The organism is Congregibacter sp., assembly GCF_045107095.1.
GTDB lineage: Bacteria > Pseudomonadota > Gammaproteobacteria > Pseudomonadales > Halieaceae > Congregibacter.
In genome coordinates this window covers 17,973-40,377 of record NZ_JBGCFU010000036.1, presented here as the reverse complement: position 1 = coordinate 40,377, position 22,405 = coordinate 17,973, and the positions used below count along the sequence as shown (strand labels likewise).

Here is a 22,405-nt window from a genome sequence, read left to right as displayed (position 1 = left end):
TATGGAATTATCGCTTTGGACTTACGAAGGCCCTCCTCACGTCGGGGCTATCCGCATTGCAAATTCTATGCGCGGCGTTCACCTGCTTCTCCACGCACCCCAGGGTGACAGCTACGCCGATCTTCTATTTACGATGATCGAACGCGACAATCACAGACCCCCGGTCACGTACACCACCTTTCAAGCACGGGACCTTGGTAGCGACACAGCTGAACTTGTACTGAAAAGTATCCATGCAGCTGTAGAACGGCACCAACCTCAGGTGTTACTCGTCGGTGACTCCTGTACCGCGGAGCTGATTCAAGATCAGCCTGGATCGCTAGCCACGAGCAGCGGACTGAGCGTACCGGTGGTCCCTGTAGAGATGCTGGCTTACTCCCGCAAAGAAAACTGGGGCGCTGGCGAGACCTTCTACAGCCTGGTGCGCGGCCTTCTTCAAAGTCGAGTTCCGGCACCTGGCAGCGACGCACCCAAGCATGAGAGTGAGCAACCCAGCGTCAACCTTCTTGGACCGAGTTCTTTGGGATTTCGCTGCCGCGACGATGTTAGAGAAATCACGCAGTTGCTCACCGAAATGGGCGTTCGTGTAAATGTATGCGCTCCACTCAACGCGACACCACACGATCTGTTACGACTTCCAGAGGCCGATGCCAACGTTTGCCTCTATCCAGAGGTTGCTGGCCCTGCCTGCGATTGGCTGCAGCGAAACTTCAAGCAGCCCACGATAAAAACTGTTCCCATCGGCGTTGGAGCGACTCGCGAATTTGTTGCTGAGGTCGCAGAGACACTCGGCATAGACCATGTGCCCGACACCACGGAGTCACGTTTACCCTGGTACTCCCGTTCCGTAGACTCGACCTATCTAACTGGCAAGCGCGTTTTTGTGTTTGGCGATGCTACCCATACGGTAGCCGCCGCACGTATTGCTCACGAAGAACTCGCATTCGAAGTTGTGGGCATGGGCACCTACTCTCGAGAGCAAGCTAGATCAGTGCGCACCGCGGCTAAAGAACTTGGCCTGGAAGCGTTAATCAGTGATGACTACCTGGAAGTGGAGCGAGTCATAAGCGAGCTTCAGCCCGAACTGGTCCTGGGTACTCAGATGGAACGGCATATCGCCAAGCGACTCGGCGTCCCTTGTGCGGTCATCTCCACACCTGCCCACGTGCAAGACTATCCCGCTCGATACTCACCGCAAATGGGTTATGAAGGCGCGAACGTTATCTTCGACAGCTGGGTACACCCTCTGATGATGGGACTTGAGGAACATCTCCTCGCCATGTTCCGCGATGACTTTGAGTTTAACGATGGCGCGCAACCTTCCCACCTCGCTGCCGAGGGCGTCGCTACTCGCAGCGAAGAGCCTGCGGTGAACGATGCCAGTCACGATGTGACCACGGCAGAAGCTAGTGCTGAGCTCACCTGGGACCTGAATGCAGAACGAGAATTGCGCAAGATCCCTTTCTTTGTAAGAGGAAAAGCAAAACGGAATACCGAACGATTCGCCGCCGATAACGGCGTAAACGTGATCAAAGTGGATACGCTCTATGAAGCAAAAGCCCACTTCAGCCGATAAAAAAACCGCCACGAAAGCCGCCAAAACTGCGGCTGATGACAAGCTTAGCTTTGTCGTCATAACGCTCGACAACCACGTTACGAGTAGCATTTCTCGCGCCGCTCGCGATCTTCAAAAAGATGCGCCCGGACTTTCTGTAAAAGTTCACGCTTCTGCCGATTGGCACGGCGAAAACGAAGCTTTGAAACGCTGTAAGACCGATATAGCCACAGGCGACATCATTCTGGTCACCATGATGTTCATGGAAGACCAAATCAATGCGGTCCTGCCCGCCCTGCAAGAGCGAAGAGATCATTGTGACGCGATGATCTGTGCAATGTCTGGCGCCGAGATCATGAAGCTCACTCGCATGGGCAAGTTCACCATGGACAGTGAAGCTACCGGTGCTGTGGCCCTGCTCAAACGCCTCCGGGGCAATAGCGGAAAGGCGAAGAAGCCACCGGGTGCCCAGCAACTGGCAGTCCTAAAACAGTTACCCCGAATCCTGCGCTTCATACCAGGCACTTCACAGGATGTGAGAGCTTATTTTCTAACCCTGCAATACTGGCTAGCGGGCTCCGAGGAAAACCTCCGCAGAATGATCGCCTACCTCACCGATCGCTACGCAAGCAGTGAGCGCAGCGGTTTGCAAGGTAAGCTAAAATCCGGCAATCCAGTGGACTACCCCGACGTGGGACTCTACGATCCCCTCGCCACGAAACCTATTTTTGACAAACTGGGACGACAGTCCCTCCGTAAGGGTCAGAAAGGTACTGTGGGCTTGTTAATCATGCGTTCCTACGCTTTAGCTGAAAACACAGCGCACTACGACGCAGTTATCGAAGGACTAAGGACCCGAGGACTCAGGGTCATCACAGCCTTTGCTAGCGGATTAGATGCTCGGCCGGCTGTTGACGCCTACTTCATGAAAGACGGCGAGCCCACTATTGATCTTTTGTTATCACTAACCGGATTCTCTTTGGTTGGAGGCCCCGCTTATAACGATTCAAAGGCTGCCGAGAAGATGCTTGCCTCCCTGGATGTCCCCTACATAGCAGCTCACGCTCTCGAGTTTCAGAGCATTGAACAGTGGGAAACATCCGACCATGGACTGATGCCTGTGGAAGCGACAATGATGGTCGCAATTCCGGAGCTCGACGGCGCAAGCGTTCCTTCGGTCTACGGCGGACGCTCTGATTCGGTCTCGATGCCCGCTGCAAAAGGGGACGCTCATGCCATGCGCGCCCACCCCGAGCGTGTAGATGCTCTGGCCGATCGCGCGCTGCGACTGGTTGAGCTCCGCAAGACGCCGAAAAGCGAGCGTCGAGTGGCGATGGTGATATTCAATTTTCCACCCAACGCAGGTAATACCGGCACCGCCGCAAACCTCTCGGTGTTTCAATCGCTACTGAACACTCTCAGAGCCTTACGCGAGGACGGCTACGAGGTCGAAGTCCCTGATTCAGTAGATGCCTTACGTGAGGCCATTGTGGAAGGCAATGCGGCACGTTACGGTGCGATGGCAAACGTGCACACGCTGATCTCTTCCGACGATCACGTAACACGCGAACCACACCTCGAAGAAATTGAAGCGCAATGGGGCCCTGTTCCCGGCAAGCAGAATACCGATGGTCGCTCGCTCTTTGTCCTTGGCGCTCAGTTCGGAAACGTGTTTGTGGGCGTACAGCCAGGCTTTGGATATGAGGGCGACCCCATGCGCTTACTATTCGAGCGCGGATTTTCGCCCACCCACGCATTTTCAGCGTTTTACCGCTACATACGGGAAGATTTCGCAGCGCACTCTTTACTGCATTTCGGGACTCACGGTGCACTGGAGTTTATGCCAGGAAAGCAATCTGGCATGAGCGAAGGCTGCTGGCCGCAACGCCTTATTGGCGACATCCCCCACTATTATCTTTACGCCGCTAACAATCCGTCTGAAGGCATGATCGCAAAGCGTAGAGCCGGGGCAACCCTCATCAGCTACCTGACTCCGCCGATCACCCGTGCCGATCTTTATAAAGGCCTTCAAGAGCTGAAGGAGACTATTGAACGCTGGCGGAGCGGTGCCGACGACAGTGCTGAAGTGCGATCGGACCTGGCGGCAGTCATTCAAGCGCAGGGGGCAGAGCTTGATCTTTGTGCTGAGACTCCCCTATGGAACGAAGACAGCAGCGTCAATGTCGAGAGCCTTCGTCTCTCTCTGATCGAGTTGGAAGAGACGCTTATCCCCTACGGCCTGCACGTCGTAGGGGAAATCGGTTCGGAAGAAGAGCGCAAAGATATGCTCACTGCCGTCGGATCTGCAGGGCATGAACTGACTCTGGATAGAGCACAGGTAAACGCTCTTGAGCTTGGCGACACCGAGACCTTTGCCAAGCTCCTCGAAACCGCGAATCCCAACCGGGATGATCTTGGGGCAGCGATTAGCTCTCTAACGCACACTGCAGAGCAACTGCATCGCAACCCAGAGATAGAGGCGATTCTCCACGCACTGGATGGCCGCTTCATCGCTCCCGCGCCCGGGGGCGACTTGTTACGCACTACAGATATTTTACCAACGGGTCGCAATCTTCACGGCTTTGATCCCTACCGTCTGCCCAGCCAATTCGCGATGCGTGATGGCCTGCGACAAACCTCAAACCTGCTGAGCAAACACGCTGAATCGGGCGAACCTCTCCCCGAAACCGTAGCGCTTGTTCTGTGGGGCTCTGACAACATGAAAAATGAAGGCGGCCCTATTGCTCAGGCCTTGGCCCTGATGGGTGCAGAGCCGCGAATAGACGGCTATGGCCGCGTCAGTGGCGCTAGACTCATTTCTTTAGAAGAACTTGGAAGACCTCGAGTAGATGTCATTATGACGCTATCGGGAATCTTCAGAGACCTGCTTCCATTGCAAACGAGAATGCTGGCAGAAGCCAGTTATCTGGCATCTGCTGCTGATGAGCCGCTGGAGATGAACTACGTACGGAAGCACACTCTGGCACAACAGGAAGAGCAAGCCTGCGATTTTGAAACCGCGGCTTTACGTGTGTTTAGTAATGCCGACGGCGCCTATGGCTCAAACGTAAACCTTTTGGTCGATGACAGCCGGTGGGAAGATGACGGTGAACTTGCCGATGCTTACACATCTCGAAAATGCTTTGCATACGGTCGCGATGGCAACGTTGCACCGCATGCTGAACTACTCAACAGCATGCTTGCCACCGTGGATCTGGCTTATCAGAACCTCGACTCCGTAGAAGTCGGCATCACTTCATTGGATCAATACTTTGACACCCTCGGGGGCATCAGCCGAGCAGTGAAGCGTGCGCGCAACGGGCATGAAGTTCCCGTTTACATTTCGGACCAGACCTCAAGCAGCGGCAAGGTACGAACCCTGGAAGAGCAAGTCGCCCTTGAGACTCGCACCCGCGTTCTGAATCCCAAGTGGTACGAAGGCATTCTTGAGCACGGTTTCGAAGGCGTGCGCCAGATAGAAGCACATGTAACGAACACCTTGGGCTGGTCTGCAACCACAGGCCAGGTTGCGCCTTGGGTTTACCAGAGCATGTCCGAAACATTTATTCTCGACGAATCGATGCGCGATCGCCTCGCGCAACTTAATCCTCATTCTGCCATCAAGGTTGTAAACCGCCTGCTCGAAGCAAGCGACCGCGATTATTGGCAACCAGACCAGGAGAGCCTCGACGCCTTGCACCGTGCAAGCGAAGATCTCGAAGACTGGCTGGAAGGTATCCCCAGTGGAGTAGTAGCCGCATGAACAAACCCATCAATATTCCGGTTCAGCAAGTTGACCCCAATGACAGTCGTGGACTGGACGGGGACGGCAGCTTGCAAGTGCATCTCGATCCCGACGTGCAGATCGATAAGGCCAAGGTTTTCGCCATCTATGGCAAAGGTGGCATCGGTAAGAGCACCACCTCTTCCAATTTGTCCGTTGCTTTTTCCAAACTGGGAAAGCGGGTGATTCAGATCGGCTGTGATCCCAAGCACGACTCAACGTTCACTTTGACAAAGGCATTGATGCCAACGGTGATCGATGTACTGGAGTCGGTAGAGTTCCACTCGGAGGAACTAACGCCGGACGACTACATGTACGAAGGCTACAACGGCGTAATGTGTGTCGAGGCAGGAGGCCCTCCTGCGGGAACCGGCTGCGGGGGTTATGTCGTCGGCCAAACGGTCAAGTTGCTTAAGCAACACCACCTGCTGGACGACGCGGATGTTGTGATCTTTGACGTACTGGGCGATGTAGTTTGCGGTGGCTTTGCCTCCCCCCTGCAACACGCGGAACGCGCACTGGTCGTTACCGCCAATGATTTTGACTCGATTTTCGCGATGAATCGTATCGCGGCGGCGATTAAGGCCAAGTCCAAGAACTACCCCGTGCGCCTTGGCGGGGTAATCGCCAACCGCAGCTCAGGCACCGACGAGATCGATCGGTTTAACGATGCCGTGGGACTGAAGCGCCTGGCGCACTTCCCTGACCTCGATGTCATTCGTCGTAGTCGTCTCAAAAAGTCCACGCTGTTTGAGATGGATGACACGCCGGAACTCCTTGCAGTGCAGCAGGAATATCTCAATCTCGCCACCGCTCTATGGGAAGGCACGGATGCACTGGATGCCGAACCCATGAAAGATCGAGATCTCTTTGACTTCCTGGGATTCGACTAATGACCGATAACAGTTACGTCCAGCGACGCTCAGAGATAGAAACCTATTTCGATCGAACCGCGTCTGACGCATGGACAAAGCTCACTTCTAACGCGCCGGTTAGCCGCATTCGTCAAACTGTACGTGCGGGACGCGATGAAATGCGCGACACGCTGCTCTCCTGGTTACCGCACAACCTTGAGGGATGTCGTGTTCTTGATGCCGGCTGCGGTACCGGAGCGGTCGCAGTGGAGCTTGCGACGCGAGGTGCACAGGTCCTGGCCGTAGATCTCTCTGCAACACTTATTGAGATTGCCAGAGAGCGTCTTCCCTCAGACATTGGAAAGGGCCACATTGATTTTGAGGTCGGCGATATGGCCGCCCTCGCCACAGGCGAATTCGATCATGTCTTGGCAATGGACTCGTTGATCCATTACGACGTCGAAGACGGCATAGAAGTACTCAACAGTCTCGCTCCGCGGGTGCGTAAGAGCATGGTGTTTACCCATGCTCCGAGCACAGTGTTACTTGAAATCATGCACGCCACGGGAAAGCTCTTCCCAAGGGGTGATCGTGCGCCAGCGATACAACCGGTAAGCCCCAAGCGACTGGATCGCATGATCCAGTCACAGGAAACACTGCAATCCTGGGAGCGGGGTCGAGTATCCCGAGTCAACAGCGGGTTCTATATATCCCAAGCCTGCGAGGTGCGCCGTCGGTGAACCTGACCGCGATCACAGATCGTATTTTCCCTTCGGGAGCAGTGCTTGCACTGGTTCCCTTTGCGGACGCCGTTAGCGGCGATCTTCCCTTGCCGCGCCTGGCACGACTCTCTCTGTTTCAAATCAGCGTGGGGATGGCCCTGGTCCTACTCAACGGCACCCTAAATAGAGTGATGGTCCTGGAAATGGGGCAATCCGCTTGGTTGGTGTCATTAATGGTGTCACTGCCACTGTTTTTCGCGCCTCTAAGAGCCCTCGTGGGATTCCGTTCAGATCATCACAAGTCGCTCTTGGGCTGGCGTCGCGTCCCTTACATTTGGGGCGGCAGCATGACGCAGTTCGGCGGATTGGCGATCATGCCGTTTGCCCTCATAGTCCTTGCGGACCCCTCAGCGGGCCCTCAATGGTTGGGCCCCATGGCTGCAGCATTCGCTTTCCTGTTGGTAGGTGCTGGCCTGCACATCACGCAAACCGCCGGGCTAGCATTGGCGACAGATCTGGCCACGGACAATACCCGTCCCAAGGTCGTGGCACTGCTCTACGTGATGCTGCTTCTGGGGACGATTGTAAGCGCCCTGTTGTTCTCAATACTTCTCGATGATTTCTCGAATCTCAAACTGATCAAGGTTATACAGGGCGCCGCTATAGCGACCATCGTATTGAACGCCATTGCCCTGTGGCGGCAAGAGAGTCTCATGCCATCGCGCACAGACCCCGAGCGGCCGCGACCAAGTTTCTCTCAGAGCTGGGGCGCATTTACCCAATCAAGCCAAACCAAGCGCTTACTACTAGCAATAGGTCTCGGCACCGCCGCATTCAGCATGCAGGACATTCTGCTGGAACCCTACGGGGGCGAGGTACTGGGCATGTCCGTTAGTGCAACCACGGGGCTATCGGCAATCTGGGGCCTGGGCATGTTGATCGCCTTCGCACTCTCCTCAAAACGCTTGAGCATGGGCTCAGACCCTATCCGACTATCCGGTTATGGCGCTGCTCTGGGCCTTTTCGCATTTGCAGCGGTCATTCTGTCGGCGCCCCTGAGCTCGCCTTGGCTCTTCAAAATAGGTGCCGCGTTTATTGGCCTGGGTGGAGGATTCTTTGCTGTTGGAACTCTCACCGCTGCCATGGCACTGGGTAACGAAGAAGAGAAAGGTCTGGCGTTGGGAGCCTGGGGCGCGGTGCAAGCCACTGCCGCAGGGCTAGCAATCGCTATAGGCGGCGGCTTGCGCGACTACATCACTCACCTTGCGGTGAATGGAAAGCTCGGCGCTGCGCTAATAGATCCGGTGACGGGCTATAGCGCCGTTTACCACATTGAAATACTGCTGCTCTTCGCAGCGCTTATCGCACTGGGACCGCTGGTACGCGGCCCAGGGCAGGTCGGGAAAGGCAGCAATTTTGCTTTGCATGAATTTCCGAGTTGACTTAGACCCTGACAGGGAGGAACTGAAATGGGTACTGGAGCTATAACTGAGTACATTGATTTGGCACAGCTGACGCTATACGCGTTCTGGCTGTTTTTCTTTGGACTGGTGGGCTATCTGCACCGCGAGAACAAGCGCGAGGGCTACCCTCTTGTGGATTCTCATAACGACAGATACCGGGGCGGCGATCTTTTCGGCATGCCTGAAGAGAAGACGTACATTCTTCCCCATGGCCAAGGCACGCGTTCCGTCCCCAAGGAAGATCCACCGAGCTACGAGCTCAAGGCAGAGCAGCCAGTGCCGGCTCCCGGATTTCCGCTGGAGCCCACAGGCAACGCGATGCTTGATGGTGTTGGTCCCGCGGCCTGGGCGATTCGTCCTGAAAAACCCGATCTCAACCATGACCACGGCACCCCTCGGATTATCCCTATGCGCATAGCAGAGGACTGGAGCGTAGAAAGCCGCGATCCAGACCCGCGCGGCCGCCCGGTATATGGCGTTGATGGCGAGCAGGGAGGAACAGTCACCGATCTTTGGATTGACCTCAGTGAACCCTGTGTGCGCTACCTCGAAATCAATGCCGGCGAGCGTAGAGTGATGATTCCCATGACTTTTGCACGCATCAAGTCAAACGGCGACGTCATAGCAAAATCTGTTTGCGGAAAGCATTTCGCCGACGCCCCGACTACGGCTAATCCGGACTTTGTCACGCTTCAGGAAGAAGACAAGATCGGCGCTTACTATGGTGGCGGTTACCTGTACGCCCTCCCTGAGAGGACGGAGCCGATACTATGAGTGTGACGGAATACGAAGACGAGCCCATTCGTGGGCTCCCAGGCTACCTTCCGAGCGACGAAACTCTCGTGTGGCAGGGTGAGCCTGACTTCAAGGTGATGGCCCGAAGAGTCTTTCACCTTCGAACGGTATCAATTTATTTTGCGGTGCTGATTGTTGTGCACCTCGCCGTTCAAGCGACTGGCAATGCATCACTGTCAGATGTCATTTTAGGCAGCACCTGGATGCTTGGTCTGGGCATGCTGGCGATTGGCATACTCGCCCTTCTCGCGTATGCCTATGCTCGAACGACGATTTACACCTTGACCGACAAACGCTTGGTGCTCCGGTTTGGCGTAGCCATGCCAATGATGGTGAATATCCCGCTGAATATCGTAAGCGCAGCGGACATGTGCCGTTACGCTGACGGCAGCGGCGATATTGTGCTTTCACTGGATCAGAAGAAACGTCTTTCCTACATGATGCTCTGGCCCAACGTCCGAAGCTGGAGAGTGAACCCGACTCAACCAGCATTGCGCAGCATTGCAAACGTTGAAGAACTGGCCGAGAGCCTGGCAAGCGTTGTTAACAGCGGGACCAAGACTGGCCGTGAGGAAAGCACCACGGTGATGAGTCAAGGCAGCGGTGAACATGGCGCTGCGCTCAGCGCGTCTTAAGCGACGCGAGGATCAATGACTTTGAGCAATACGGCAACACCTGAGCAATCCGGAGCGCGAACGAGCACTCTGGATCCGAGCTCTCGAGTACTTCTTGTAGGTTTGGCGATGTTCGTTTTGGCGATCCTCGCCGCGACTCTCTTCGCCCGCCTGACGGGTTACTCCATGAACTCTGTGCCCGAGGCTGTCGTGGTGGACGTACGAGAGCTTGGGTTTCGGGACTTACCTAACGGTGTGGTCGAAGTGTTTGAATGGAATAGTAAAAGCTCTCTCGCAACGATTCCTTCTGGCGAAGGCGCATTCCTCCGAGGCGTAGTACGCAGCCTCGTGCGCCAACGCCGGGGCCTGGACTCAGGAATAGCGTCGCTGTTCGAGCTCACTCGCTACGATGATGGACGCCTAGTCTTATCCGACCCTGCCACAGGCGAGCAGATCGATCTAGTCGCCTTCGGCTCAACCAATATCGCCGTGTTTTCTTCACTTATGGACGCTCCGCTGCTTCAAGCGGATTCAGTCAACGGCTGGTGATTGATTACCTGCTAGCACTGGCCACGGTAACTCTGGCCTGGTGGATAAGCACAGGGCTCGTGCTTTTGCTCAACCGGCTGGGCTCTCAGTGGCAAAGAGGCAGCATGCTCGCTGTTAGTGTTCTTGTCATCTTGTCACTTATGTATCTCCCTGGACGCAGTGAAGATCGGAGCGCGGCCGGCGCGCTCTTGGGCTTCGGACAAGGCCTTGTAGTTTGGGCGTGGCTTGAAATGACTTACCTCATGGGTGTCATCACCGGCCCAAGAAAAACGGCTTGCCCTAGCCAAGCGTCCACACTGCAGCGATTTTGGTTGGGCTTGCAAACAAGTCTGTATCACGAGATCTCCGTCATCACGATGGTAGCTGTGGTGGTGTTCGTCGCCGGAGACGGGCCAAACCAGGTGGCCGCAGCGACCTGCGTATCGCTCTGGCTGATGCGCTGGAGCGCTAAACTCAATCTGTTTCTTGGCGTCCGAAATTATAATAGCGACTGGTTTCCAGACCATCTGAAATATCTGGATAGCTACACGCGTCGCGCTTCCATGAACTGGCTTTTCCCGGTGTCCGTCACCATGGGCACTGCAGTAGCTGCTTTACTGTTAGTACAGGCGATGGCGACCGTTGACCCGTTTTTGCGCAGCGCCAATTTACTCGTGAGCGCTTTGTTGAGCCTCGCTGTTCTCGAGCATTGGTTTTTGATGTACCCCTTTGGGGAGTCGGTGCTCTGGCGCTGGGCCCTGACTGCCTCTCCTGAAGCCGCTAATTCGGCAGATGAGTCTGATACAGGCAATGTCCATACGCTGCGGGTGCCCAAGCACCCCTAGTTCAATCTCGACAGAAACACCACTCTTCTCATGACTTTTAATTTCTTGCTAAAACTTGACCCAATCCCATCGGCACGCTACTTTTGTTTCTGCACCTTGATGAATGCCCCGACGCTTGGCGGCCATCCTGCCGTCGGTAAGGCGAGCCTTCTAAATAGCAAGCTCGACTTACTACTCATGATGGACTCATATAGGCCCGACAGAGGCCATGATAATAAGCCAAGCAATCGTCCGAAGATCTTCACGAGATGTGCAGAGGAACCGTCGCCATGGTAAAAAGCGACAATAACGAAGCTCGGATGATTATCACTTCCGGGCAGGAAGAAGCCAATCACACCAAGCTGTTCGACAGTGGCTTGTCCTTCGATCCAGGCGTGTCTCACAACGACTACATCGCCGCTCTCGAGGAAGAAAAACGTAATAGTGACGAAGCTCTGTCGGTGTATATCCACCTGCCATTCTGCCCTTCCCGATGCTTGAGCTGTGATCACCAAACCAGCGTCAGTCACGACCACCAACAAATCGATCAGTATCTCGACACTCTAGAAATCGAGGTACAACTTGTCACCGACCACATGGGTCGCGGGCGCCGGCTCCAACAACTTTATCTTGGTGGCGGCACACCAAATTACCTGTCGGAACTGCAGCTGGTAAGGCTCGTTGATATTCTCGATAAACATTTTACGATTGACGACCAAACAGAGTCGTCTCTAGAGGCGAATGCGCATCGAGCGTCCGTATCCCAGCTATCGCTGCTCCACGGGCTTGGCTTTCGCTGTTTAAATCTTGAACTGCGCGATCTTGATCCTACAGTCCAGCAGGCTTTAGGGCGACATCAGTCGTTACCCGTGATTCGCGATGTGGTAGAGAACGCCCGACAGATAGGCTTCACCACCGTTGCCACAGATCTCGTCTACGGCTTACCCATGCAGAGCGCGTCGAGCGTCCAAAAAACCGTCGAGGAACTGCTGGCATTAGCACCGGACCGTGTGTCCTGCTACACCTATTCGCGGCGTGCGAATCATTTCCAACATCAACGGGCCATAGACTCTCAGCAGCTCCCCTCTATCGCGGACAAGGTGGCAATCTTCAGCCGCATAGTCGATAAGTTTTGCAGCTCCGGATATGAATGGATCGGGCTAGATTGCTTCGCACGCGATCAGGACAGCATCAGCCAAGCCCATCGCAACGGATCCCTCCAGCGGAATTGGATAGGCTACACCGCGCAGCCTGGACGAGGGGTGATTGGACTGGGCAGTAGCTCCATGACTGACATCTCAAGTATCTGCGTTCAAAACCACGCTGATATCGCTCAGTGGCGAGAGAGCCTTGAGCGCGGCGAACTCCCCATGAGTGCTGCGGCAAGGCTTAGCCCTAATGTTCGGGCCCGCCGCCAAGCCTTGTCGGATCTTATGTGCAACCTACATCTGACCGACGATAAACACGCCTTACTGGATGGGTCCCAAGACTACCCTGCACTGAAGGCGTTAAAGGAAGACGGTTTGGTAGAGATCGACGGAGACCGGTTGACTATGACCGAGGCTGGCCGCTACACCTTGCATCAGGCCTGTGGTGACTCGTCACCTATGTACCGCTGGCGCGCTATCGCCTGAGTACGCCCTGGCAACAAAGCCTAGGCCAGCGTCGCTACGCAGCGCCGCGTTGGCCGGGTGCTTTGATCTCCTGAACAAACCGTTCGAGCTGAGCGCCATAACGCGTTCGTAGCGCAGACCATTCCTGCCGGAACCAGGGCGTGAGCTCCTCAGGAGAGTCGGTGTGCCAGGCATCTACCTCATCGAGGCTTAGCCAGCGCCATTCCATTACCTCTTCAGCATGTGCGGAGATCGCCTCACTACCGATGGCCCTAGCCAAGTACACGTGACATAGCTCGTGCTCACTACCCACATTTTTATAACGCGCCTGATACTCGAATTTGTAAACCGACGTCGCAACCGCATCAATGCCTAATTCTTCGCGTATACGGCGCTTTACTGCAGAACCGATCGTCTCACCTCTGCGTGGATGACTACAGCAGCTGTTAGTCCAGAAACCTGGCCACAAAGGTTTCTCTCGGCTTCGTTGATGAACTAGAAGCTGGCCCTGATGGTTAAACAGAAACGCAGAAAACGCCCGGTGCAGTACACCAGCGCCTTCATGGGTTTGAAATTTATTGCGATATCCAATCACTCTGTCGTCGCTATCAACGAGAATAAGTTCTTCGTTCGCAAACGATACGGGCGCACGCATAACGCTCACACTACCCTGGGCTTTGCCTGACTCGCTTTCGACTTCGGACAAGAACGGCACTCCTCGTTGGGTAGTCCATGTGCTCAAGCTTAGATAGCACGATGGCATAAACAGAAAAAGAAACGGTGCCCACGACCGGGGGAGGCCGTGGACACACTAAGTTGCAATGCCCGATGCGCTAGCTGCGCGAGGGGGGCAGTGCCTCCATGTGCTGGGCCGTTGAAGCACCTGCCATCGAATCACCTTCGATCCATTTGTACTTCGCGGTGCTCAGCAAAATAAAGTGAATCAAGATCGCTAACGTAAAAAGAAAGATAGCATTCGCTACCAATATTCTACGAGGATCAAAAATCATCCACATTTTATGCATTACGCATCTCCTTAATTAAAAGCGACACACCAAGGTGCGACGCAGGTTCAGTCTCTAAGTCGATCCTTAGAACCACGGTCTCCAGGACCACACCAAAAGGTGTGCGACCACGGCTACTGCGACAAAACCCAGAGTGCTTTTCACATACAAGCTGTGAAACTCTCTGGCCGCACCATCTGAGAGCCCTGTAAGGCTGCTAGATTCGCTCATGGTTTGATTACTCCCATGTCAACTACGTTTCCCCAGTACGCCAAAACGAACTGGGGGCCTTCACAGCGCTGCAGACACCTTCAACCTTCACGGGGACTACTAGACACTGCACCTACAATGCGCCTGCGTGAACAGACGCACTCCAGATTCTTACTCTCCGCCTCCACCGGTGGCACCGGCCGTCACTGACTCCAAACTCTCGGAGGCTGAGATCAATTGCTTTGAACCCGCTGACTGTGTCGCCAGATTGGGGTAATCCTTGAGCATCGGCGCGCCATAGAGCGGCTTGTAAGCACCCTGATGGCAGGTGTTGCATGCCAACTTCAACGGATCGCCCATGGGACCTTTACGTGTATCGGGAAGGTAATCCACCGTGTCGCCGATATAGTCATTGTTCATTTCCCGCACCATACGAATGCCATGCCAGGCTTTGAGTCGTGTAGGCGGGCTCTGCTCCCAGTTGGCGAAAGCGCGAGAGTTATGACAATAGGTGCAGTTCACGCCGAGGGATTCGGAGAAGTGCATCATCAAGCCATAGGTCCATTCAGTCTGCTTAATTGACTTTCGATTGCCTGTCGGTAACGCGGTATCGCCTGCCATACGAATGTCCGCATCACCCTCTAGATATGGCGTGAAGGGGTCATAGGGCAGCGAGGTGTATCCCACCTGCGCAGACGCCTGATTCTGACCAGTCGGATGTGCCGCAAATGATCCCGGCATTTTCGGCCCGGGATTTTCAGTCCAAACGTATTCAGGAACAGGCTGCCCACGATGGCAGGTGTAACAGGTAACACCCGTTGGTGCTGTGTGATTGTCACCCCACTCTTCGTTAGCACGTTGAGTCATGGCAATCATCACGCGAGCCACTTTCTTGGTGTACTTGTCATCGGCAGCAAAGCCTTCCATGCCGTGGCAGTAGGTACAGCCCTCTTCTGGAGACACCCATTCAGTAATCGCCGCCATCAAGCGGTTAAACTCACCCGCGCTAAGATCGCCAAGGACCTGGACATTTTGATAGATGTCTTTTGCTTTAGGGCCTGTCGCAGGAACGGCGGGAATAGCTTCGGGAGCCTGATTAGCTGCGACTTTTTCCTGAAACGTCCCGGGACTGATCACCTGCTCCATACCCGTGCCACGGTAGCCCCGCTGTACAACCTCTACCGGAGGCTTCTCGCAGCCTGCCAAACCAACGGTGGCGAGCAAAATACCTACGCCGAGGATTCGCATTGAATTATTCATCACTGACCTCCCGTCATCAGAGGATCGACAAGAGGGGTCGCCTCAAGTGCCGGGTAAGACGGAGCCACTCCGTGCTTAACCGCCCAGAGATACCAGTTGTCCACCACGGTACCGGTCAACAAGATACCTATGCCGCCAGTGACTACGGTGAGCACAGCGAACCACCAGGCCCAGCGGTGGATAGATTCCATTGATGCGTTGAAGCCCATGGTCCAGCGCCAGAACAGAGCCGCTCGCTCAGATGCAGTCCCGCGATCCGTAATCTGATCAATCTCACGATCACCGCCGTAACGGGTCACTGCGAGAATAGTCGCGCCATGCATGGCAAAGAGGAGAGTTGATCCGTAAAGGAATGCAATGGACAACATATGGAACGGGTTGTAGAACAAGTTGCCGTAGCGCAGGGAGAACGCGGCCGTCCAATCCAGGTGCGGAAAGATTCCAAAAGGCACCGCCTCACTCCAACTTCCCATGAGCAATGGACGAATGAAACCGAGGACCAGGTAGAGCCAGATCGCGCCAGCGAAAGCCCAAGTCAGATGCTGTCCCATACCCAGGGCCTTGGAACGTCGATAGGTTCTCAACCACCAGAGCATAATGGATAACGTCAAAAAGAAACCGGCTATCAACCACCAGCCGCCATCATTCAAGGGCGGAATACTCAAGCCATACTGAGGGGGTGGGGGCTCTAAGGCCAACCAAAACAGCTGGCGCACGAACTGTACGGGATCCCAGTTCACTGACGCCCACATGTTCAGGCCGATAATTTCGAACGCGATAAGGCCACATACGATCGATGCGAGGCCCAGAGAGCCAAGATAGAAGGGCCCTATCTGCGCATCGCCGATCTTACCCATCCAGTAGTTGTCGACGGGCGTACCAACGCGATTCTCATTTTCGGCTCCGATGGAGACCCCTGGGTAGTGAGGGCCGCGCACCTGAACCCGCGTAAAGATGTTCTGATATTCAAGATTCATAGCATTCCCCTCTTAAGACCAGACCGGTAGTTCAAGCCACCAGTTCCACCATTCGGGCCAACCGCGGGTCCAGAAAGGTCCACTTAAAACAATACAAACAGCGCTCCAAAAGCCCGCAGAAAGAGCCAGGAAGAGTCCAAGGCGGTGAATACCAAGAGCGCCTATGGAGTAACCCACGTCGTCACGGAAAAAAGTGTTTTCGTGCTCTCCGGTTTTCACTACGGGGTCATCGTCTCCAGGGTTTGTTACCGCCAGAATCAACGAACCGTGCATAGACAAGGCAAGCGTCGTGGTAAAGAAGAAAGTTACCGCGAGCATGTGTGCCGGGTTGTAGTGGAAATGCAGATACTGATACCCGACGTTAGACACCCAATCGAGGTGACTAAGAATGCCGTAGGGGAAACCATGACCCCAGGCACCCAGTAGAAAGGGGCGTATCACGACCAGGGTGACATAGGCGAAAATGGCTACTGCGAAGGCAAAGGGAACATGCAAGCCCATGCCGAGTTTTCGCGAAATCTCTACCTCCCTCAATGCCCAGGAACTAAAGGCACCAATGGCGCACAATGTGATGACTTGCCACAAGCCACCCTCCATGAGCGGGGCAAGACCCAAGCCGTATTTCAGATCTGGCGGAGCGATGCTAATCTGCCAGACATTCCACGTGGGCCCCATGGCCGCTCCGTAGAGTATTAGTGCAGTACCAACAACGCTAAAGAATATGGTTGTTACACCAAAGAAGCCGACGTAAAACGGCCCCACCCAGAAATCAAAGAGATCACCACCGAGTAACGTGCCTCCACGTACTCGGTACTTTCTCTCAAAGCTCAACATGGACATGCCGTAACCTCCAAACCCGTCTTAGACGGTGAATTTCGATAGTTCTTCCGCAGCCAATCCGCACTACGGTGTATTGTTATTCGCGCCCTACCACTCAAACGCATAAGGAATCACCGCCAATGCCACACGACGCGCTTCCTCAAAGCAGGACTCGCGCTTTCGTGCGCTCGCTGCAAACGGACGCAAAGCACGGGGTAGCAAACGTGTAATCACGCTCACTACAAAAAAACAGCCCACAGCCATGGCCAACAAAATTCGATAGCTCCGTGTATCAGTCTGTCGCACTTGCTGCGCCCCCAAATTCACTTCTCCAGCTTTCAGCATGCCTCCGCCCTCCCCGGTTTTGGCTCGCAATTTTTAGTTTGTTCTTATCTAGCACTCAGACAGTCTCCACTTCGGAAGCCGGCTCAGGTTCAACTCTTTCTCGTAAACTTTTGTCCAGATGTTCAACAGTCACCTGGTCAGTGCCCGCTGCCCGCGCTCGCTGCTCAGCAGCATCCCGCAAACGCTTGGCAACCGAAATCCTCAGCAGCACCGGCTCTCGCTCCAACTGTTGCTCCAGCAGGGTTTCGGCCTCGTGGGCCCAAACCAACTCCTCGTTTAAGCGGGAGGGAGTAGCATCAATCTGGTCGAGCTCAGTGCCCAGGGGAAGAATATGGAACAGCGCATCAAAGAGCGCGTTACAGACTTCTTGGAGAACGTAGCAAGCACCGGCGTAGCCCATAAACGGGGTTCCGGTATGACGACGAACGATAGACCCCGGTAGAGAAGCGGGAATAAACATTGTTCGTGCCTGAGTCTCCGAGATGTACATCCGCTCGTTGTAGCTTCCAAACACGATCAGAGGCGTACTGTCCGCTATCGCAGCCCTAACGGCCTCGTTGTCCGTCTTCGCGCCGGCACAGCGAGAGAAAGAGAAACTGCAAGGCATGCCGAGCTCTTCCTCCAGAAAATTGCGCAGACCTCGGGAATAAGTTTCGCTGGCGGCGACACCAAAATTTGCCGTGCCGAAAAAATCCTGAGTTACCGAGCGCCAGAGATCCCACATCGGCTTGATGGTGGTGTGTTTTTCCTGCTCGATGAAGGGCTGGGGATCGAGTCCCAACAGCTCACCTAAAGACTCAAGGAAAGCTGTAGTTGAGTGCAAGCCAATGGGCGCCTGAAGATAGGGTTTTTCCAGTCCTTCGCAAAGCTTGCGGCCAAACTCTCGGTACATGCATACATTGACGTCCGCATCCGCAAGTTTGGGCACTTCGTCTAAGTGCACGCCCATGGGGAAGGTCAGATTGATCTCAGCGCCAATCCCTTCGACCAGTCGCTGAATTTCCGCCACGTCAGACCAGGTATTAAAGCAGCCGTAGATAGGTCCGATGATATTGACGCGCGGTTTTGCGCCTTCTTCGCGAGTCGTTTTCTTCGCTTTTTTACGCTTGGTTTTCCCGTAGCGATCCCACAACCAAAAGAGCGCACGGTCCGCACTTTGCCACTGATCTTCATCAATAGTGCGAGGCAGGAATCGCTCGATGTTGGTATCGCGAGGCGTCACACCACCGCCGATCATTTCGGCAATGGATCCCGTCACCACCACTGAGGGTTTCTTGGGATCCAAAGATTTATGAGCGCGTCGGAGCGCACCTTCGGTGCCTTTCTGACCCAGCTCCTCTTCCGCAAGACCAGTAACCACAATGGGCAACTCGTGCGGTGGCAGTGCATCGGTGTAATGAAGCACAGAGGTAACGGGCAGATTTTCGCAACCCACGGGACCGTCGATAATGACCTGTAGCCCTTTGACGGCAGTGAAAACGTAAACGCTTCCCCAGTAGCCGCCAGCGCGGTCATGATCGAGTACTAACATTACGCGGCCCTCCCCGAGGCACTCGGCCAGATACCGGATTTTTCACCAGTGCCTACACCGTTGAAGAAAGACTCCATGCGCGCAAATCTTTCCTTGTTACCTACCGCGGTGTTTATCACCTGCGCCAGAGAACCAGGACCCGCCGGCCCCATCAGGGGGCGGGCAGAAATCAGGTTCGTAAAGTAAAGACCGGGGATGCCTTGCTCTTTGGCATGCTGCACCACCGGTGTGGTACCCACAGCAAGATCTGGCTGGAATTCCTCTACCGCCGCAATATCGTCTTCAAGCGACGCGCGGTAGTTCACTTGCACACCCTTAGCCTCCAGCCAGTCCCGATCATCATCAGACCAGGGGGTCCTTGGGCACGCGGTACCGACGTAGCGCAAATCAGCGCCGGCTTCTACAAGAAGCCGCGCTACCAAGAGCTCTGAGCCCTCATAGCCAGACAGGGTGATGCGCGCATCAATAGGCGCAGCTGCCAGCGCTCCCTTAATAGCAGGAAGAAGCGCATTACTGGTTTTGGCAAGAATCTCGTCCTTGACGCCAGCGCTTTGAGCAATTGCTTTGAGCCAGGCCGCCGTGCCGTCGTGCCCCACGGGCGCAGAACCCACCAACGACCGTCCGGCCGAGGTAAATTCACGGGCAGTTGCCTTATAAAAAGGATGAAGCATCGCGGCAATAGGGCTCGCCAGAGCAGCGTACAGCTCACGCCATTCCCGGGTGGGAACAATGGGGCCGGCAGCCAAACCCATAGGCTCAAGCATGCGACCAATCATGATCGCATCGACAGGGAATATCTCACCTACCAAGGCAACGGTGGGACGACCCACGCTTTTAGCGTCAGGCCTTGCAACAGGACCTTGCTCTGCTTCGCTGCGGGCGTAGGACAACATTGCCCCCGCAAGGATATCTTTAGCCTCGGCATGAGTAGGAACACCAAAGCCCGGAACATCGATACCAACAATTCGTACGCCGTTGATCTCTTTGGGTAGCAGGTCCAAAGGCACGCCTGACGCGGTGGGCACACACAAATTGATAAGCACTATCGCATCGTACTTATCGGGATCTGCAAGCTTGTAAGTAGCTTCTCGCAAATCCTCAAAAAGCTTACCAGTAACGAGGGTCTCCGAATCAAACGGTACATACCCAACGGTGCGACGTGCTCCGTAAAAATGCGATGTGAAAGTTAAGCCGTAGACGCAGCACGCGGAGCCACAAAGCACCGTCGCAGTTCGACGCATACGCAAACCAACGCGCAAGGAACCAAAAGCGGGACACATGCTCTGCGGTTGATCATGGGGACCCGTGGGATAGTCTTTAGCATATTGCTCAAGAATTTCACTTTTCCCCGCTTCTGCGGCAGCCTTCTTCATCGTGTCCGCACCGGCATGACAACCTGACACGGTATCTTTCGCGTCAGAGCTGGCAATGACATCGGCGGGGTTCACGGTAGTCACCAGATCAGACATCGTCGTAGATGACCTCTAGAGAAGGCCGATTCAGGGTCTCGGCATTGCACAGCTCTTCGACACTCGCCGGCTCCAGAACAACATCTCTTCCGACAGCGTCACCGTCGAATAAGGCGAGAAGATCATCTTGAGAAAGTGCCGACGGCTGCTGAGGAGGCGCTTCAGCGACTTGCTGTGCCAGACCTTCGAACAACGAGCCCCACTGACCATCAGGCCGTCCGATAATTTCGTAGTTGGCGCTCTTCTTACGGATATCATCGTCGGCGGGAATTGCAGCTAACTGGGGAATGCCGACTGCCTCGCAAAAGGCCTGAGCTTCGCCGGTGCCATCGTCTTTGTTGGTTACCATACCGGCAACCCCTACATTGCCACCCAGGCGGCGGAAGTACTCGACGGCGGAACAAACGTTGTTGGCTACATACAAAGACTGTAGATCGTTGGACGCCACGACAATAACCTTTTGGCACATGTCTCTGGCGATCGGGAGACCGAATCCACCACAAACCACGTCGCCCAGAAAGTCGAGAAGCACGTAGTCAAAATCCCAGTCATGAAAGCCCAGTTTTTCGAGGGTTTCAAAACCATGGATGATTCCGCGACCTCCGCATCCTCGGCCTACCTCAGGACCGCCCAGCTCCATGGCAAAGACGCCGTCGCGTTTGAAGCACACGTCACCCACCACCAGCTCTTCGCCCGCGGCCTTTTTCTTGGATGCGGTCTCAATAATTGTTGGGCAGGCTTTGCCGCCGAACAACAACGAGGTGGTATCACTCTTAGGATCGCAGCCGATCAGTAACACTTTCTTACCCTGCTGCGCCATCATGTAAGACAGGTTAGCTAGAGTAAAACTCTTGCCAATACCGCCTTTTCCGTAGATTGCAATGACTTGAGTTTTCGACCCGCCGTCGTCAGAACTGGCAAGAAGCGAACCCTCATCGTTGCCCGGGGTATATTGAGTTACTGCCTTATTCATCAGTGCATGCACCTCCAGTCGAGGACCATTTTCAGACAGTCCGGATCGCCAAAAGCCATTCGGTATGCAGGTGCTGCGGTACGCACTGACTGATGGTGAGTAATCAAACCTTCGAGGGATAAAGCCTGCTCTCGAACAAGGCCCAAGGCCGATTCAAGATCAGGTCTCTGCCACTCAGCGGCAATGGAAAAAGACACTTCACGCTGAAATGCCGGCGGAAAGCTAAAGTTCAGTGGAGCGTGGTAGAAACCTGCGAGGATCACCTGCCCGCCGGGTGAAAGCCGCGCGATCAAGCTGTCAAGGATGTCGGCATCGCCACTGACGTCTGCGATGACTTTATAGTCTCGGCGAGTATCTGCGTCAGGCGTGATCACCTGGTAACCCATGGCGCCACCATGACGACTGACATTTGTTTCCCAGACAGTAGGTGTATCACCTCCGAGGGCGATGACTACTCGAGCAAGAAGACGGCCAAGGACACCGTGCCCAATAATCAAATCAGGGAGCGCATGCTTTCCTATCCTTAGGGCAGCGTGATGAGCGGTAGCGGCAAGCGCCAGCAAGATACCTTGATCCCCGAGGGACTCATCGATGGGAACTATACGGTCAGCACCCACCACCAAACTGTCTGCAGATGCACCAAACAAGCCCCGGACGTCGGTATAACCCGCTGACCCAGGAACGAAAACAAGATCACCTTCTTTGTGTAGGCCTGAGGCTCCCGCCTCAACAACACGTCCTACGGACTCGTAACCGGGAACCAGAGGGTACTCAAGACCGGGAAATGCAGGCATCCGGCCATCCCAGAGTAAGCGCTCAGTCCCGGTGCTAATACCGCTCCAGAGAACCTCAACAACGCAATCGTTGTCACCCGGCGCAATCAAGCCGACATTCCGAAGGGACATAACTCCGGGCTTCTCAAAGACGACGGCAGTCGCGGTGCGATCCACCGCTAGCTCTCCCATTTCGTCAAACACATCAATTCACTCATAGTGTCAGTTTATATGGACATCAAGCGCTGTCAAGAGAAAATGACAGATACAGCATCCAATGGACTTAAGTTCA

General features: G+C 54.8%; 21 protein-coding genes. 10 read left to right on the top strand and 11 right to left on the bottom strand.

Annotation, left to right across the window (positions count from 1 at the left end; translation table 11 throughout):
* The first annotated feature begins 1 nt into the window (after position 1).
* From bchB to AB8B76_RS06720, 10 genes are all read left to right on the top strand, one after another.
* Positions 2 to 1,576: a ferredoxin:protochlorophyllide reductase (ATP-dependent) subunit B gene (gene bchB / locus AB8B76_RS06765; RefSeq protein WP_405271256.1), complete on the top strand. Its 1,575-nt coding sequence runs from the start codon at positions 2 to 4 to the stop codon at positions 1,574 to 1,576.
* Positions 1,548 to 5,318, top strand: a complete 3,771-nt coding sequence (locus tag AB8B76_RS06760; RefSeq protein ID WP_405271255.1) for a magnesium chelatase subunit H — start codon at positions 1,548 to 1,550, stop codon at positions 5,316 to 5,318. Before bchB ends, AB8B76_RS06760 begins: the two co-directional genes overlap by 29 nt.
* Complete coding sequence (gene bchL, locus AB8B76_RS06755; protein WP_405271254.1) at positions 5,315 to 6,232, top strand: ferredoxin:protochlorophyllide reductase (ATP-dependent) iron-sulfur ATP-binding protein; 918 nt, start codon at positions 5,315 to 5,317, stop codon at positions 6,230 to 6,232. Before AB8B76_RS06760 ends, bchL begins: the two co-directional genes overlap by 4 nt.
* Positions 6,232 to 6,933 carry a magnesium protoporphyrin IX methyltransferase gene (bchM, locus tag AB8B76_RS06750; RefSeq protein ID WP_405271253.1) on the top strand — a complete coding sequence of 234 codons (702 nt, stop codon included), beginning with the start codon at positions 6,232 to 6,234 and terminating at the stop codon, positions 6,931 to 6,933. Before bchL ends, bchM begins: the two co-directional genes overlap by 1 nt.
* Entirely contained in the window at positions 6,930 to 8,357 is a 1,428-nt protein-coding gene (locus tag AB8B76_RS06745) for a BCD family MFS transporter (RefSeq protein ID WP_405271252.1), read from the top strand. The genes bchM and AB8B76_RS06745 overlap by 4 nt, the downstream gene beginning before the upstream one ends.
* Before the next feature lie 27 nt (positions 8,358 to 8,384).
* Entirely contained in the window at positions 8,385 to 9,152 is a 768-nt protein-coding gene (gene puhA / locus AB8B76_RS06740) for a photosynthetic reaction center subunit H (RefSeq protein WP_405271251.1), read from the top strand.
* The gene (gene puhB, locus AB8B76_RS06735; protein ID WP_405271250.1) at positions 9,149 to 9,808 is read left to right on the top strand and encodes a photosynthetic complex putative assembly protein PuhB; all 660 of its coding nucleotides are present in this window, start codon (positions 9,149 to 9,151) and stop codon (positions 9,806 to 9,808) included. The genes puhA and puhB overlap by 4 nt, the downstream gene beginning before the upstream one ends.
* A gap of 21 nt (positions 9,809 to 9,829) precedes the next feature.
* Positions 9,830 to 10,336 carry a photosynthetic complex assembly protein PuhC gene (puhC, locus tag AB8B76_RS06730; protein ID WP_405271249.1) on the top strand — a complete coding sequence of 169 codons (507 nt, stop codon included), beginning with the start codon at positions 9,830 to 9,832 and terminating at the stop codon, positions 10,334 to 10,336.
* Positions 10,333 to 11,160 carry a putative photosynthetic complex assembly protein PuhE gene (gene puhE, locus AB8B76_RS06725; RefSeq protein WP_405271248.1) on the top strand — a complete coding sequence of 276 codons (828 nt, stop codon included), beginning with the start codon at positions 10,333 to 10,335 and terminating at the stop codon, positions 11,158 to 11,160. Before puhC ends, puhE begins: the two co-directional genes overlap by 4 nt.
* Positions 11,161 to 11,429: 269 nt before the next feature.
* Positions 11,430 to 12,773, top strand: a complete 1,344-nt coding sequence (locus AB8B76_RS06720; protein WP_405271247.1) for a radical SAM protein — start codon at positions 11,430 to 11,432, stop codon at positions 12,771 to 12,773.
* 34 nt (positions 12,774 to 12,807) lie between these two features.
* Here AB8B76_RS06720 and idi read toward each other — a convergent pair whose 3' ends face one another.
* From idi to bchC, 11 genes are all read right to left on the bottom strand, one after another.
* On the bottom strand, positions 12,808 to 13,467 hold the full coding sequence (gene idi, locus AB8B76_RS06715; protein WP_405271355.1) for an isopentenyl-diphosphate Delta-isomerase: 660 nt from the start codon (positions 13,465 to 13,467) through the stop codon (positions 12,808 to 12,810).
* Positions 13,468 to 13,585: 118 nt separating this feature from the next.
* A complete protein-coding gene (pufA, locus tag AB8B76_RS06710) occupies positions 13,586 to 13,777 on the bottom strand; it encodes a light-harvesting antenna LH1, alpha subunit (protein WP_405271246.1) in 192 nt (63 codons plus the stop codon).
* Between the two features lie 66 nt (positions 13,778 to 13,843).
* A complete protein-coding gene (gene pufB, locus AB8B76_RS06705; RefSeq protein WP_405271245.1) occupies positions 13,844 to 13,987 on the bottom strand; it encodes a light-harvesting antenna LH1, beta subunit in 144 nt (47 codons plus the stop codon).
* Positions 13,988 to 14,137: 150 nt separating this feature from the next.
* Positions 14,138 to 15,226 carry a photosynthetic reaction center cytochrome PufC gene (gene pufC, locus AB8B76_RS06700; RefSeq protein ID WP_405271244.1) on the bottom strand — a complete coding sequence of 363 codons (1,089 nt, stop codon included), beginning with the start codon at positions 15,224 to 15,226 and terminating at the stop codon, positions 14,138 to 14,140.
* A complete protein-coding gene (gene pufM / locus AB8B76_RS06695; RefSeq protein WP_405271243.1) occupies positions 15,226 to 16,203 on the bottom strand; it encodes a photosynthetic reaction center subunit M in 978 nt (325 codons plus the stop codon). Before pufM ends, pufC begins: the two co-directional genes overlap by 1 nt.
* A gap of 12 nt (positions 16,204 to 16,215) precedes the next feature.
* Complete coding sequence (pufL, locus tag AB8B76_RS06690) at positions 16,216 to 17,043, bottom strand: photosynthetic reaction center subunit L (protein ID WP_405271242.1); 828 nt, start codon at positions 17,041 to 17,043, stop codon at positions 16,216 to 16,218.
* Between the two features lie 87 nt (positions 17,044 to 17,130).
* Positions 17,131 to 17,367: a hypothetical protein gene (locus tag AB8B76_RS06685; RefSeq protein WP_405271241.1), complete on the bottom strand. Its 237-nt coding sequence runs from the start codon at positions 17,365 to 17,367 to the stop codon at positions 17,131 to 17,133.
* A 55-nt stretch (positions 17,368 to 17,422) separates the two neighbouring features.
* A complete protein-coding gene (gene bchZ / locus AB8B76_RS06680) occupies positions 17,423 to 18,898 on the bottom strand; it encodes a chlorophyllide a reductase subunit Z (protein WP_405271240.1) in 1,476 nt (491 codons plus the stop codon).
* A complete protein-coding gene (gene bchY, locus AB8B76_RS06675; RefSeq protein ID WP_405271239.1) occupies positions 18,898 to 20,367 on the bottom strand; it encodes a chlorophyllide a reductase subunit Y in 1,470 nt (489 codons plus the stop codon). The genes bchZ and bchY overlap by 1 nt, the downstream gene beginning before the upstream one ends.
* Positions 20,360 to 21,340 carry a chlorophyllide a reductase iron protein subunit X gene (locus tag AB8B76_RS06670; RefSeq protein ID WP_405271238.1) on the bottom strand — a complete coding sequence of 327 codons (981 nt, stop codon included), beginning with the start codon at positions 21,338 to 21,340 and terminating at the stop codon, positions 20,360 to 20,362. Before AB8B76_RS06670 ends, bchY begins: the two co-directional genes overlap by 8 nt.
* A complete protein-coding gene (gene bchC, locus AB8B76_RS06665) occupies positions 21,340 to 22,317 on the bottom strand; it encodes a chlorophyll synthesis pathway protein BchC (RefSeq protein WP_405271237.1) in 978 nt (325 codons plus the stop codon). The genes AB8B76_RS06670 and bchC overlap by 1 nt, the downstream gene beginning before the upstream one ends.
* Positions 22,318 to 22,405: the final 88 nt, after the last annotated feature.